Origin of the sequence: Alteromonas sp. MMG017, from assembly GCF_018100795.1 — a bacterium.
Lineage (GTDB): Bacteria > Pseudomonadota > Gammaproteobacteria > Enterobacterales > Alteromonadaceae > Alteromonas.
In genome coordinates, this window is record NZ_JAGJDY010000007.1 from 141,984 (window position 1) to 157,480 (window position 15,497).

Here is a 15,497-nt window from a genome sequence, read left to right on the forward strand (position 1 = left end):
AAGTCAGATTACACAACTTGTGTTTAGTAGTAATCGTAAGAAAAGCGCACGCCAATTGTACGTGGGCGATTCGTTACTACCTTAGGTGTAAACTGCTGAGTATCAATATTTAATATCGCGCTTTCATCAAACACGTTATCGATATAAAGCTCGGCTTTCCAAATGTCGTTAGTTACACCAACGGCCAAGTTAGCTAGCATGTAAGACTCTTGTACGTAACGGCCACCTTCGAAGGTATTGCCATTTGAATCAGCGTAGGTTACCCCTTCGTAAACGTCTGCATGCTTCTCAATTTTAAGGCCAGAACCTGTGCCGTAAATTAGTTGCGTTGCATCTTCCATTACGTAAGCGTCCATTACCATGCCCGCATAACGGTCACCCGTGTAGCTTACAGAGCCGTTCACATAACCACGCTTGTCGCCTTCTAATTCGAAGAAGTAACGGGCGTTAATGTTACCAGAGAAACCTGCAGAATAAGGAAGCTCAGAGCCTACACCTGCTGCAATACCTTCTAATTCAGAATTTACGCTAGTTAATTCAGTATTTAGTAAACTGAATGCGGCGTTAATCACTAAATCGTCTGTGGCTAACCAAGTTATGTCAGCATCTAAACCTTGAATCTCTGCATCACCCACGTTGTCGGTAAATACTAAGAAAGAGATGTTAGTTGGGTCGAAACGTGACGTTTGTAGATCGGTAATTTCAGAGTAATACGCCGTAGCGTTTACACGTAGTATGCCGTCTAAGAAGTCACCCTTCACACCTAGCTCGTAGTTATCGAGGGTATCTGTGGTTGAGTACACAGGAATACGGAAGTTTTCAAATGCGCCACTTTGGTTTTTCGCCAAACCACCACCAACACGGTTGGTTACCGGCGGACGGAAACCTTCAGAGTAGTTAGCAAACAATAATAAATCGTCGTTTACCTTCCAATCTAGTGAGAACTTGAAGATAGTATCGTCAACGGTAAGTACACCATCGCTACCTAACAAATCCGTTTCTAGCTGGCCACTAGCAATAGCAGCATTTACTGCATCAGGGTCTAGACCAACAGCGGCTAACTCATCTGGGTCAAGTGAACCAAATGCTTGAACACGGCGTGTTACGTCAACAGTAGAAGTTGAACCTGTGTACTTATCGTCAATTTGATACCAGCGGGCGCCTACACTAGCGGTGAGTGAATCGGTAATGTCGTATTCAAACTGACCAAATACCGCAATTTGCTCAACGGTATGGGTAATATCGTTAATAAAGCTTATTTCTGATGGGAACGGACCACCGTCGCTATTAATACCATCAGTACCTACTAGGGTTCTTTGTAGGTTATTAAAGCCAAATCGCGTTAGTTCGCCGTCAGTATTGGCAATTTTGAACTGCCCGACTGTGGCCACTTCTTGATCGTCATAGAACAAACCAGCGGTTACACGCCAAGGCGTATCCATGGTTGTAACAAAACGAAGCTCGTGTGTAGAACGGGTTGTAGTTGTGTCTTCTCTAAAGTACTTGGTAGGATCTAAGCAGCGCTGATCTTCAGCTTCAACACCAGATTCATAGTGGTTACATACATAGTACGCTGCAAAAGCACCACCATTTGTGTACCCCGTGTAATCGGCTAAGGTATCGATTTCACGATCTAAATAACCACCAGTGTAAACAAGATCTAGTTTTTCTAAACGACCTTCTAGTGTCCACGTTGTTAAGCCAAACTCATCTTTGTTTTCTTCTTGTTGAAAACGAAGCGCAGAACTTTCGCCCTCAAGCGTAGGGTCGTATGCAAATACACCTTCAGTATCTAACGATTGTTGAGTATGTTGAACCAACAAATCCCAGTCATCGTTAAATTCATAAAGCAAACCGAAACGTGCACCCGTGTAGATTGCATCATTGAAGTCTTCTTCAACAAGCGCATCATTTTGTGGGGATACAACAGAGGCTTCTTCGTTAGAGTTAACGCCTGGGCTAGTCACGCGGTTTTGATCCATAGCAACTGGATCAGCAAGTACGCCGCCAGAGATACGGTCGATAACTACCGCACTTCCAATGTAACCACCTTCGCCGGGAACGTTCATTACGTTATCTATCCAGCCGCCTTGCTTATCGTTGTAAGCCGCAACGCGGAAACCTAACTTGTCGGTCAGTGGCAAATTAAAGTAAGCCGTTACCGAGTTACTCATTTCACCGCCTTTGGTGAAACCAATGTTAGTATCAAAACCAGCACCAAAACTGTTTAGGTCGGGTTTATTCGTGATCAAACGAATTGTACCTGCCTGAGAGCTTGCACCAAACAACGTACCTTGTGGCCCAGGAAGCACTTCAACACGCGCAACGTCAGTAGCGTACACGTCTAAGTTACGACCAGCCATTGATACAGGCTGCTCATCCACATAGAAAGCAACAGAGGGTTGTAGTGCTTGAACAGAAGATAACATGATGTTTGATTGGGTAGTTGCCGCGCCACGAATATAAATTTCGTTTTGGCCTGGGCCTGTACCCTGAAAGACTACGTTAGGTAAGAATTCAACATAGTCTTGAAAATTATCGATGCCTAAATTTTCGAGTGCTTTACCATTAAGTGCAGTAACGGCGACAGGAACGTCTTGGATAGATTCGGCGCGTTTAGTGGCTGTAACTTCTATAGTTTCAAGTTTCGCTGGCGCTTCAGATTCTTGAGCGAGCAACGGTGTAGATGCCAATGCAGCAACAATTGCACAGCTAAGCTGAGTTTTACGCATAATGTGTGTTTTCCCTGTTATGTGATTTTTTATTCTTTGAACTGAGTTTATTTACAATACTGTTCAAAGATATCATTTATATTAACCCACAAACGGTGATTAATTTCTACTCTAACGATTATTTAATCACTTATACTTTAGTTTCCCCCCGTTTAATAACGTGAAATTATAGAAACACCAATCAATTAAAGAATCAGCTCTAATAATTACAATCAAAGTTTATAAAAGTTGTTCCATGCTGTATATTTCGACGTAACAACTCTAAGTCGACAGATAAGAGAAAGGACTGATACTAGCGTGAGCGAAACTGAGAACACATCACCCTTAAATAAACCCGTGTTTTACACGTCTTCCATAATTATAGCTTGCCTGCTCATTTTTGCAGCAGCCTTGCCTGAAACCGCCGATTCACTTTTCAAAACTATTCAAGACGTCATAGTGACGAATGGCAGTTGGTTCTACGTACTGACGGTTGCAATTGTTTTGTTGTTTGTGGTTTATCTTGGCATGTCTCGCTATGGCGAGATTAAGCTGGGCCCCGACCATGCCGTACCTGAATTTAAGTTCACTACTTGGTTATCTATGCTGTTTGCTGCAGGTATGGGTATTGGACTTATGTTTTTCGGGGTAGCCGAACCGTTAATGCATTTTCTTGCACCGCCAACTGCACAAGCTGAAAGTATTGATGCAGTGCGAGAAGCCATGAAAACCACCTTTTTCCATTGGGGTGTCCATGCATGGGCAATTTATGCTGTTGTGGCTTTGATATTGGCCTATTTTTCATATCGTCAAAACTTACCGCTAACACTACGTTCTGCACTGTACCCGTTGATTGGTGATAGGATTTACGGTTGGCCTGGTCACGTTGTGGACATCTTTGCCGTCACCTCTACCGTGTTTGGTGTTTCAACGTCACTCGGGCTAGGTGCATCACAAGTTAATGCAGGCTTTAACTATTTATTTGGCTTACCTTCAAATACCACCGTTCAAATATTAATAATGGCTGGCGTAATTGGCCTAGCGGTTATTTCGGTTGCGACTGGGTTAGATAAAGGTATTCGTATTTTGTCTGAAACCAACATGGTTTTAGCCATCTTGCTGCTTCTTATTGTTCTAGTATTGGGGCCAACCGTATTCTTACTTCAAGCCTACATGCAAAATACGGGGGCTTACCTATCTGACTTAGTTAGAAATACCTTCAACTTATTCGCCTATGACAAAACCGATTGGATTGGTGGCTGGACCATCTTCTATTGGGGCTGGTGGTTAGCGTGGGCACCTTTCGTAGGTTTATTCATTGCACGTATATCATACGGCCGTAGCATTCGTGAGTTCATCATGGGTGTATTACTTATCCCCTCTGCGTTTACGCTTTTCTGGATGACCGTATTCGGTAATGGCGCCATCGACCAAGTGTTAGTGCATGGTAAGGATATATTAGCCACCATGGTTAACGAGGATAGTGCTGTCGCCCTATTCGTGTTCTTAGAGCAATTCCCGTTCTCGTCGATATTAAGCTTTATTGCCGTAATAATGGTCATCGTGTTTTTTGTTACATCTTGTGATTCCGGTGCTATGGTTGTAGACATGCTGTGTTCGCACGGTAGAAACGACACACCATTGTGGCAACGAATTTACTGGGCCGTTGGTGTAGGTGTGGTAAGTGCGGTTCTGCTTTATGCTGGTGGTTTGGGGGCACTTCAAACCATGACTATTGCTTCGGCGCTGCCCTTCGCAATAGTGCTGCTTGTCGCCATTGCGGGCTTACTAAAAGCACTACGAGTTGAAGCGTACAAGCGAGAAAGCTTACAAGTGCTTGCAGGTACACCGCAGCACAACGATGGCGATAAGAACTGGAAAGACCGATTAGAAAATATTGTGACTTTCCCAGATGAGAATGCCGTTAGACGCTATATGCAAAAAATTGTTAAGCCTGCTATGTCGGAAGTAGGTAAAGAGTTCGAAACTCAGCAATTTGAAATTTTGATTGATGAAACCGATGAATCACTTATGTTAACGGTAACCATGGGTAGCGACCCTGATTTTGTATACGCAGTGTACCCATCAGCCACTCATCAACCAGAATTTGGCCCAAGTGAGCTACAAGAGGTAGACGAAGGCGAGAAGCCCACGTACTATCGCGCAGAAGTTCATTTAAGTGAAGGTGGTCAAAACTACGACATTATGGGATGGTCGAAAATCTCAGTCATTAATGACGTAATTGATCAGTTTCAAAAGCATCAACACTTTATCCATTTGCTTAAGTAGCTTGGGTTAGGGTTGCAGATTTATTAGGAATAAAATGCGAAAAGAAGAAGAATTGTTGGTTGCACTACGGCGCGTGATCCGCGCCGTAGATTTACGCAGCAAACAGTTGAGCAAGCATGTTGGGCTAACAGGCCCACAACTGTTAGTAATGCAAAATATTCAGGAGAAGCCTGGAATTATGGTGCGAGAAATCGCTGAAAACATAAATCTAAGCCCTGCCACCATTACTAATATTCTTGATCGCCTTGAAGGCAGAGATTTAGCAACCCGTATCCGAAGTACGCAAGATAAGCGTAAAGTAGGCGTTTTCCTTACTGAAAAAGGAAAAGTGGCAGTCATTGATGCCCCTCGCCCACTGCAAGAGCACTTCGTAGAGCGCTTTTCGCAACTAAAAGAGTGGGAACAAAGCCAAATGGTGGCTACCGTTCAGCGAATTGCAAGCATGATGGATGCAGAAGATATTGATGCTTCACCGTTCCTTGAGCTTGGTAGTATTTCGGAAAAACCTAACTAATGTAGTGAATACTGTTTGCGTAAATTGTCTTAAGCACTGCTTACGACAAAACGAAACTAGAAAATAAAACAGCCAGCTTATGCTGGCTGTTTTTTTGTACTTATAAAAATTTTGTAGCGAGAGCGCGAAGCATCAATTTGATGGGCGTTAAGCTAGGTTTGAACCAAGGTTTTAGACAGATTGCTTACCTGTTTGTTTGTCAGCAGCTTTCAATGGGTTTACCCGGCCACCAGTAACTTTATCGGCGCGGCCTTCTTCTTTGGCTTTCTCGGCACGGCGTTTTCTTATTTCTTTCGGGTCGGCAATAAGCGGGCGGTATATTTCGATTCGGTCGCCATCTTTTACAGTATCACGTAACTTAACTACTCTGCTCCATATGCCTACCTTGGTACTAGATAAATCAATATCCGGGTATTCGTTAAGCAGATTTGACGCTTGAATTACCTCTTCTACGGTTGCGCCTTCTTTTATCGCCACATCAACCAAAGATTGCTTAGTAGGAAGTGCATAAGCCACTTCAATATTCATTAAGCCTTCACTCACGCGTAAACACTCCTAGCACGTTCAGTAAATGCAACAACCATATTCGCTGCCAAATTATTGAAAATTTTGCCAAACGCCATTTCTACTAACTTGTTGGTAAATTCAAACTCGAGGTTTAGCTCTATTTTACAAGCTTCCTCGGATAACGCAGAAAATGTCCATCCGCCGGTTAAATAGCGAAACGGCCCATCGACAAGCTGCATGTCAATACGCTTGCCAGGTTCAAGTTCATTATGAGTAGTGAACCATTGTTTAATACCTGCTTTTGCTACTAGTAATGAGGCTTTCATATTTTCGTCAGATGCTTCTAAAACCTTGCTGTCTCGACAACCTGGAAGAAACTGCGGATAGGCCGCAACATCGTTTACCAAGTCGAACATAGCCTGGGCGCTGTGTGCTACCAATGCACTGCGTTGTATACTCGCCATGTACTTCACTATATAAATATCGAAAGGCGCATTATACCATAGAAAAAATACCACAGAAAAAACCCTTCTCTCATCTTCGCTTTTTCCGTTTCGCCCCCACATCTTTCTGTAAGGTAACAATACCCTCACACTATTGAGTGAACGCTAAATGTTAGTAAATGAACTAATAAATATTGTGATGGGTATACAGACATTCATACAGCAATCAGTATAATAGCGAGCATGAAAAAGAATAAAGCCAACAAAAACACCACAGGTACTATCGCGCAAAACAAAAAGGCGCGTCACGACTATTTCCTAGAGGACAAATTTGAAGCCGGTATTCAGCTTCAAGGCTGGGAAATTAAAAGTATTCGCTCAGGTAAAGTTAACATTTCCGATTGCTATGTGATTATTCAAAATGCCGAAGCGTATTTGGTAGGTTGTCGCATTAGCCCGTTAAACCAAGCATCTACTCACGTTGTGTGTGAACCCGAACGTGCGCGTAAATTATTATTGAAAAAACGCGAGCTAGACCGATTAATGGGCGCAAGAGACCGGCAAGGTTACTCTATTGTGGCCACTGCCATGTATTGGAAGAAATGCTGGGTTAAGTTAGAAATCAATCTTGCCAAAGGTAAGCATGAACGAGACAAACGAGACTCATTGAAAGATCAAGACTGGCAGCGTCAGAAAGAAAGAATGATGAAACACAGCGTTTAACGCTGTGTTTTATTTTGAGCTGCACGTTATTTGTTGAGCTGGTCTTCCTTAACATGACTAGGGCTAACGGTTTTACCACTGCTACCTGTCTGATTGGTAAGCTGTACACTGCCGTTTTTAGCATTAACGTCACGCTTGGTCATTGATTTGCGGTGCATCATATCAAGTACCAAACTCCACAATGGCGATGGCGAACGTAAGGTTGTTAAGTTGTTCCCTAAACGCCTTAGCTGACGGCGAACCATGGCCATATTTGCCAAGCTGGCTAACGATTTATCTTTCCACGTACAATGCGGAATAACACCCGAATAACGCCATTCTTGCTGCCACTTTTTGGCTAAATCAGGCGTAATAGCCAAAGCACTGGCTAACCCCACCAATGAACAACCTTGCTGAATTACTTTTTCGGCAACTTCAGCTCGCTTAATACCGCCCGTTGTCATTAACGGAATATCGGTTTTAGTTTCAAGCGTGTGCGCAAATTCAAGGAAATACGCTTCACGTGCAAGGGTAGTATCGTCTCGAGTTTGCCCTTGCATAGCAGGCGCTTCGTAGCTTCCGCCGGATAATTCCACTACATCCACTCTTAACGCTTCTAACCGACGGACCACTTCACAGGCATCATCAAAACTAAACCCATTTCGCTGAAAGTCAGCAGAATTAAGTTTAACCATAACAATAAAGCCACTTGGGCATACTGCGCGTATTTGGCTAACAATATTAATCAGTAAACGGGCACGATTAATAATGGAACCGCCCCACTCGTCTTGTCGCTGATTAGTAAGCGGCGATAAAAACTGAGTAAGTAAATAACCGTGCGCTGCATGAATTTCCACGCCATCAAACCCCGCTTTTTGGGCTTGCACTGCGGTTTCAACAAAGCGTTTGCAGACATCGTGAATGTCTTGGCAGGTCATTTCTTTTGGAACGGCAAACAATTTCGAGTGCTTACCCATATCAAGCGGCACGGCTGAAGGCGCAATTGCTTTGCCTTGCATGGCTTTAAATACCTGACGACCAGGATGGTTAATTTGCATCACCGCCAGCGCGCCATTTGATTTGATAATTTTAGACCAGCGCTCGAAAGGTTCTAAGGGAGAATCTTTGTCTAGCACAACGCCGCCCGGGCCCGTCATCGATTCACGATCGACCATAACGTTACCCGTAATGACCATGCCCAAGTTGCCATGCGCCCAATATCGATAAAGGGTATACAGCGCACTGCCAGGTAGACTGCCAGCACTCGACATGTTCTCTTCCATCGCTGCTTTTACAAGGCGATTACGTACCACTACCCCGCAAGGTAAGGTATAAGGCGTATAAATTATTGAGTCAGATGACATTAGCACTTCAAATGTAATTTTAAGCCGGTACACTTTAATGCTTATTGACGATAAATGCATCTTTTGAAAGCAAAATATAAAGAAATCATTTAACCGCAAGCTAGTTATGTTATACTGCGCTTTCACACTCGGGGCTGATTAGGATTCGACAGGATCTTGGAAGCCGGAGGTGCATGCAGAGGTGCGGCTGGCCTCTTAAAAAAGCCGCATACAAATAGTCGCAAACGACGAAAACTACGCACTAGCCGCTTAATAACCGGTATAGGCCCTTCCACCACAGCTTTGTTTGCTAGCGTGGATTCGGAAGGTCATCCAAGCAAACTAGCGAGGGAAACTCTCCTGAGGTTGAACCGCGAAATAGTATCGGGACAGCTACCAAGAACCCTGTTTGTCGGGGTCTAAAGTAGTTAAAGAAAAGACAAACTAAGCATGTAGTACCAAAGGTAGACATTTTCTGGACGCGGGTTCAAATCCCGCCAGCTCCACCAATTCAATAAATTAAGACGTCCTATGACGTCTTTTTTTATGCCTACAGCAACGAAAAATCAATAACTTAGCGTATTACAACGTTCATTGGCGTCCTCTAGCTTCTTTGATCTTTAGGTACACCATTGGGTACACTACGCAAACTATGTGAAATTGGTGTACCCATTATGGCAAAAGTTACTACACGGCTATCTGATAAAGAAATCAAATCTGCAAAGCCAAGCGAAAAAGAATATAACCTGTTTGATGGTGATGGCCTGCGACTTCGTATTAAGCCAAATGGTTCTAAAAATTGGATATTCAATTACTACAGACCTACCAGCCGTAAAAGAGCTAATCTCAGTCTAGGTAAGTATCCTGACCTATCACTAGCGAATGCTCGTAAAGCGACACTCGAAGCAAACGAGTTACTTGCCCAAGGCATTGACCCTCAAGAAGAGAGAAAACGTCAGCAGCAGGAATATAAGTCTGTCCACCAGCATACATTCAGTAACGTAGCTAAAGAATGGTTTGAAATTAAGAAGGACGATATTACACCTGACTACGCGGTTGATATCTGGCGCTCTTTAGAGCTACACATATTCCCTTCAATATCGAAAGTTCCGGTAAGTGCTATTACTGCCCCACAAATTATCGACTTACTTAAGCCAATTGAGGCGAAAGGAAGTTTAGAAACAGTAAAACGCTTATCACAGCGCCTAAATGAAATAATGAATTTCGCTACAAACTGTGGGTTTATTCAAGCTAACCCACTTGTAGGAATTAAAGCCGCGTTTAAAAAGCCGAAAAAGGAAAATATGGCTGCATTAAAGCCAGCAGAACTACCAGAGCTTATGGGAGCTATCGCAAATGCTAGTATCAAGCGAACCACACGCTGTCTGCTTGAGTGGCAACTGCACACAATGACAAGGCCGAGCGAAGCATCTGGTGCTATGTGGAAAGAGATTGATATGGAAAGTAAGGTTTGGACAATTCCGTTGGAACGAATGAAAAAACGCAGAGAGCAGCGTATTCCACTTACTGACCAAATGCTGGCTATTCTTGAAGTAATGAAACCAATCAGCGGACATCGAGAGTTTGTATTCCCTTCTGACCGAGACCCGAAAAAGCCATGTAATAGCCAAACAGCAAACATGGCCCTGAAACGAATGGGCTTCGCTGGCCGACTAGTTAGCCACGGCCTTCGTTCATTAGCGAGCACTACGCTAAATGAACAAGGTTTTGACCGCGATTTAATTGAAGCAGCACTTGCACACGTAGATGATAACCAAGTACGGAGTGCTTATAACAGAACTGACTATTTAGAACGACGCCGCCCTATGATGAATTGGTGGAGTGAGCATATTCTTGAAGCTGCGACGGGCTGTTTTTCGGTTACTAGTGTTAAGCAGTTACAAATAGTTAGTTTAAATCAGATTACTAAATAACTCCGATAAATGACTAATCAGACAAAATATGGGCTGAGCTGGTTACCTTAAAACTAGATAGAATTTTTTTACATTTCGTATGAAACGTACTTTCTGAGCTACAAGATAGTAACGATAATATTTGTGCTTTTCTTTAATACGAGAGGTATTCACAATCAATGGCATCAAGAAGCGCAATTCGTTTTTTCACATCGTCAATCTCAAGGTAGAGGTCATTTACTTCATCAGAGACATAAGTGACCTTTCGATCATTTAACAAAGCTTGAATATAACTTGGCAATAGACCTTGATCTAAATCCAATGGCTCAACTGATTTCATGAGTTCACAATGTTCCCCATTTGCTTTTTCGCTCATCAGATAAAGAAGTATCTCCTTCCTAATGTATCGTTCATCTATGAAATCTAATCTATCCCCATAGAAAACTTTTAATGCCTTTGAGTCGCCTCTTATTTCCGTCGTATATATATTGAGGCGACGAGTTTCTTCTTTAATAATATCAAAAATTTGTGAAGTGATTTTTGAGACAACTCTGCCCGTGAACCTTCTAATTTGATCAGTATTGGGTACCAAGTCGAAATCCCCAAGAGAAGAGAGGTTCAGATTTAAATGTTTGTCCAAAAAAGATAAGTATTCCTTTTTCTCCTTTTCAATATTTGGAACACTTGATAATGAGAATCTATCATAGCGGTGTGTTTTGTAAAATTTTGCTAAAAGGGCAAGAAACTCTCTACTTTGTTTTTGTATATTCATCTTCCGCTGTGCAGATACTCTATTAACTAATTCAAGAGTATTGTGAGTAATTAAGCTTTTTTCGAGAGCTTCTATGTCAGAGGAACCTTTGTGTTCGATTAGAATAACTGCAATTTTAGCCAACCTTTCTATTCCGATCGCGAGGCTATATAAAACTTCAAATGTATCGACAGGATGTTGAAAGGATTCTAATTCCTCCAACGCCCTAATTGCATTGTAGATAAACGTACCTGAAGTATCGATTTCACGATTCAACGCAAAATTTTTCCACCATTCCTCTGGTGTCATAATATTTCCTTTTATAATTAATAGTTTTCTATTGAATCCTATTTTAACTGAAAAACCATCTACAACGCTTCTCGACAAAACCAAAAGAATTTAAATAATTGTAAACCCTTTTGATCTCAATTGAGTCGTTTCTATAGCTGTTAAAGTTTTGACTACCCAAATCAACAAATGTCTTGGTCTCGAAGAGGCAACATAAGCAAATCTTGCTGCTTCACTATCTGGTTCTTTCAACCAACTCTTCCAATTTGAATCATTTCCACCACTTGCAGAAGATATAACGATAGTTGCATCATGTGTCTCACCTTTTGCCCCATGAATAGTAGTACTCTTAAACACCGAAAGGTTAGCTTTTTTTGCTCCTAAAGTACTGCTAACGGTATTCTGCTTCGAACCTGTAGGCGAAGATAAATTAACCTTATCTAAAGGCGCCATTACACACCTGATGCTGTCAGTACAAAAATGTTGCTCGGGTAATGAACGTACCAGCATTTTTATATTTTTTGTCCATTCTGGCCATTTTGAGTCTAGGTTTTGCGCACCATTAGCAACTAAATAGTCTAACGCATCATGTAAAAATTTACGCCATTGTAAATTTGACTCAATAAATTCTGGGCAATTAAAACTGTTTGGTTTATACACTTCCTTTTTTAAGTGATACCTCAGAAACTCAGAAAAATACTTCAAAGACTGTTTTAATTTATTAAAATCTGAAGGTTCAAAAAGCAGAACTGAAAGTGCTAATTTTTCCAAGTGTTTTGGTTCAGTAATAGACGATTGAAATTTACGAATCAATGAATGACCTCGAGACACCAAAACACTATTACTGTAATCGGCGCACTTATCGGATAGTATCTCAGTTACTTCTGTTGGGCAGTTTTGATATTGCACTACCAAACACCTAGGATCAAACCAAGAAACGTTCCCAGTTATAGATTTACGCCCTGTGAGTTGGGAACAAAGGTCTATAATGTTCTGACAGCTTCTAAAATTCCGAGTCAGTTGTAACTGTAAAAACTTGTTTTCCTGAACAAAGTGTTTGACCTTGATGGGATCAACATCACGAAAACTATATATTGCTTGATGGAGATCGCCTATGAAGTGTAACTTGACACCTAAATCTGATAATTTTTTCAAGATAAATAATTGCTCGTCAGACAAATCCTGACATTCATCAATTATTATTATTGGATAGCGTTTTGCTAGCAGCTCAACATATTCACTGCAATCTTCGTCCGATAATGCTTGCACAGCAAGACCTTGGATATCTCTATACGTCGCAAAGCCGCCGCTCAGCAGCTTCTTTTTTGCCTCGAGTAGGTCGTTAAACTCCCAATCTTTGAGTTTTGCAGACTTCAGCTTTCTATCTCTTAAGCTTGAACCTGTATTAAAAACAAGACTTTCATTTATAGAATCAAAGCCATAGTGATGGGCTAGAATTTTACCCTGTCCCGCGATGCCATACTTAGTTTTGAACCATAAAGCGGCATCAGGTTCAATAATACGAAGTGAGGCATCTCTATTTTCCCCCCTATAGCCCGTAAGCTCAGTAGATAAGGGAGACACTAAATTTTTGAAAATAAAGCTATCAAATGTCCCTATAAAGTGCGGGTATTGAATACCTCTTTTTTGCAAGTACTTAATAACCCTATTTGTTAGCTCGTTAGTTGCACTATTTGAAAAAGACAGTGCAGCAATTCCACCAGGAAATTTTACCCAGGAATCTATTTCCTTAGCCACCTTTGCAGCTACGACCTCAGTTTTACCACTTCCAGGGCAAGCTTCGAGAAAAACGTGTTCGTCGATGTTTGAGTCTATATAGGCAAGTTGTTCAAGAGTAAACTCTGTCGCCATTAGTCATCCTTTTCTGTATCAATAGACGCAGCCCAAAGTATCGCTTCTTTTATGTAATTCGGAACAATAAATGGTGTATTTTTGTTTTGAATTTCTCGTGTGAGAACTTGTGCGAACATTCCTTTTCCAATATTCTCATCGTCTATGCGCTTGAGTATTTTATGAGCTGCAATAGCAGTTTCTTCGGGTCCAATTTCATTCCAATCTAATTTCGACAACTTTGTAAACTCGGTGATTATATCACTAGTCCCTCTCTCAGGCTTAGGCCACAATTCCGCAATAATTTTAGACATTAATGCCGCATTATTTCCCTCCAGTGCTAAATCATATTCTAGCGTTTTGTAAGTAGATACAAATAGTCGCGAATTCGAAGACTCAGCAATTGAGTCAACTAACTTTATAGCATGATTTTTTCCAGACATTACATTTCCTTCATGTGGAATGAAGTCCTCCTCCACATCAATTTTTTTATCAGGATTTTGAGGATCTGGATATTGCTCTATCTTTTTCTTAGGAGGATCAAGGTCGGTTATACCAGCGCACCGGACCGGAATATTTCTATAAGGGACATTTTCTTTGTCGCCTTCGCTGAAGATATTGCAATATAACTGCATAAAGTGTTTAAAATATATTCCGTTGAGGTTAACGACAGTGATGCCAAGGTCTTCAAGTTTTCGTTTTCCTTCCTCTTGTTCTTTAAGAACTATTTCAGCCAAGGCTGGTATCAGCATTTGTTCGGCGATCCCTTCGACCATAATTACCCCACTAGCGAATAAGAGATTTGATTTCGTTGCATCTAACCACCGGTTAATAAACTGAGTACTAGCTTCACTGAGGCCGCAACTTCTTAATGGTGTAGCTATTGGAGCAGGAGATTTCGAAATGTGAACTATAGATTCAAGATCTACAGAAGACGCTAAAACAGTTGAATGGGTCGTCAAGATGACTTGAACGTTTTTGTTTTCTTCTGCCACTTCTTTGAGGTAATTCAACAGCCTAATTTGTAACTGAGGATGAAGATGCGCCTCGGGTTCTTCAATCAATAGAAGTTTAAAAAGCGGCTGTTCCTCACCTTCATCATCGAGTGTAAGTTCAGCTAAAATAGAAGCAATATAAAGCAAGTTATTATATCCCAGACTATTCTGACTAAGCTCTCTAAAGAGTTCTTCATCGGCTGCGTTTGACTGTGGGAAAAAAAGCAAGGTCAAGCTTTCTACTATTCTAGTGAAGTCGCTTTCTGCAAATTGAATTTTAGTCATTTGACCAAAATAGTGGCCAATCGCTTTTGTTAAGTTTTCATTGATAAGCTTACCAGCATCTTTGATCCCTAAATTTCCATCATCCGCTAAAGACTCGTTAAAATCTCTAACTTTGAGTTCAAGAGGGTGAGCTTTATCTTCCTTTTTACACTCTTTTAACTTTTTACGGTTTAGTGCTTTTAAAAGTTTAGATAGCCGTGATTGGCGACCATTGGAAAGTTTTGCCTCAGCATCCCTTAAAGGTGGTAAATAGATACACTGAACCAGATCTAATAGTTCTGGATCAAATTGAGAGCTTTTTGAAATCCCTCCCCAAAGAACTTTCTTAAATCGGCCCCTAATTTCCTTATTTTCAGCCTCAAGGCTTAAAAGAGCCGTTTTTGATGTTCCTACCCATGGGAGTAACGCCACTTTATCCGATGCGTCCATTCCATCAAATTCAGCCCTAATAGTGAGCGAAGCAGCTTGAGTTCGAGTACTAAAAGGGTTGTGAAAGTCATCACTGGATAAGCTGTAACGGCCAGATTCAGAATCTTGGAAAAGCTGCCTTATAGAACTGATTATCGCCGTCTTACCGGCACCGTTCTCACCAACGATTACAGTCAAACCACCAGCTAACTCGAGATTGAATGTCTTATCAAAGCAACGAAAACCTTCCACTTTTAGATTACTTATATACATGTATATCCTTATATTTTTGTATCTTATTATTGTAACTTTTTTATTTATTAAAGAAACTCAATAAATTATTTCCGTTAACTATACTCAATTTTACTACAGCTGCTGCCTTTTCCAGTTTTGATAAAATCTCATATTTAGCGCTACTAGCGGTATTCTATTTGTAACAAGGTGATGCCGAATCTGAAAACTACCAAATTTGCAGTGTTGAATTGGTTCACCAAAAT

11 protein-coding genes and 1 other RNA gene are annotated in these 15,497 nt (G+C 41.4%); 5 read left to right on the forward strand and 7 right to left on the reverse strand.

Annotated features, from left to right (window positions below; translation table 11 throughout):
- Nucleotides 1–23 precede the first annotated feature (23 nt).
- Nucleotides 24–2,732: a TonB-dependent receptor gene (locus tag J8L84_RS12580; protein WP_211070995.1), complete on the reverse strand. Its 2,709-nt coding sequence runs from the start codon at nt 2,730–2,732 to the stop codon at nt 24–26.
- A 297-nt stretch (nt 2,733–3,029) separates the two neighbouring features.
- On the opposite strand from J8L84_RS12580, the gene betT reads away from it, so the two are divergent.
- Nucleotides 3,030–5,000: a choline BCCT transporter BetT gene (gene betT / locus J8L84_RS12585; protein WP_211070996.1), complete on the forward strand. Its 1,971-nt coding sequence runs from the start codon at nt 3,030–3,032 to the stop codon at nt 4,998–5,000.
- Nucleotides 5,001–5,034: 34 nt separating this feature from the next.
- Entirely contained in the window at nt 5,035–5,514 is a 480-nt protein-coding gene (locus J8L84_RS12590; RefSeq protein ID WP_211070997.1) for a MarR family transcriptional regulator, read from the forward strand.
- Nucleotides 5,515–5,685: 171 nt separating this feature from the next.
- Here J8L84_RS12590 and J8L84_RS12595 read toward each other — a convergent pair whose 3' ends face one another.
- Nucleotides 5,686–6,057 (reverse strand): RnfH family protein, encoded by a 372-nt coding sequence (locus tag J8L84_RS12595; protein WP_211070998.1) that lies wholly within the window; start codon nt 6,055–6,057, stop codon nt 5,686–5,688.
- On the reverse strand, nt 6,054–6,485 hold the full coding sequence (locus tag J8L84_RS12600; protein ID WP_211070999.1) for a type II toxin-antitoxin system RatA family toxin: 432 nt from the start codon (nt 6,483–6,485) through the stop codon (nt 6,054–6,056). Before J8L84_RS12600 ends, J8L84_RS12595 begins: the two co-directional genes overlap by 4 nt.
- A gap of 222 nt (nt 6,486–6,707) precedes the next feature.
- Between J8L84_RS12600 and smpB the strand changes: the two genes are divergently transcribed.
- On the forward strand, nt 6,708–7,187 hold the full coding sequence (gene smpB, locus J8L84_RS12605; RefSeq protein WP_013783878.1) for an SsrA-binding protein SmpB: 480 nt from the start codon (nt 6,708–6,710) through the stop codon (nt 7,185–7,187).
- 26 nt (nt 7,188–7,213) lie between these two features.
- Here smpB and J8L84_RS12610 read toward each other — a convergent pair whose 3' ends face one another.
- Nucleotides 7,214–8,530 (reverse strand): NADH:flavin oxidoreductase/NADH oxidase family protein, encoded by a 1,317-nt coding sequence (locus tag J8L84_RS12610; RefSeq protein ID WP_247670755.1) that lies wholly within the window; start codon nt 8,528–8,530, stop codon nt 7,214–7,216.
- A gap of 130 nt (nt 8,531–8,660) precedes the next feature.
- Between J8L84_RS12610 and ssrA the strand changes: the two genes are divergently transcribed.
- Both ssrA and J8L84_RS12620 read left to right on the forward strand, forming a co-directional pair.
- Nucleotides 8,661–9,018, forward strand: a transfer-messenger RNA (tmRNA) gene (ssrA, locus tag J8L84_RS12615).
- Between the two features lie 165 nt (nt 9,019–9,183).
- Nucleotides 9,184–10,443 (forward strand): integrase domain-containing protein, encoded by a 1,260-nt coding sequence (locus J8L84_RS12620; RefSeq protein WP_211071000.1) that lies wholly within the window; start codon nt 9,184–9,186, stop codon nt 10,441–10,443.
- 133 nt (nt 10,444–10,576) lie between these two features.
- Here J8L84_RS12620 and J8L84_RS12625 read toward each other — a convergent pair whose 3' ends face one another.
- From J8L84_RS12625 to J8L84_RS12635, 3 genes are all read right to left on the reverse strand, one after another.
- A complete protein-coding gene (locus tag J8L84_RS12625; protein WP_211071001.1) occupies nt 10,577–11,482 on the reverse strand; it encodes a hypothetical protein in 906 nt (301 codons plus the stop codon).
- A gap of 90 nt (nt 11,483–11,572) precedes the next feature.
- Entirely contained in the window at nt 11,573–13,333 is a 1,761-nt protein-coding gene (locus J8L84_RS12630) for a UvrD-helicase domain-containing protein (protein ID WP_211071002.1), read from the reverse strand.
- Entirely contained in the window at nt 13,333–15,273 is a 1,941-nt protein-coding gene (locus J8L84_RS12635) for an AAA family ATPase (RefSeq protein ID WP_211071003.1), read from the reverse strand. Before J8L84_RS12635 ends, J8L84_RS12630 begins: the two co-directional genes overlap by 1 nt.
- Nucleotides 15,274–15,497: the final 224 nt, after the last annotated feature.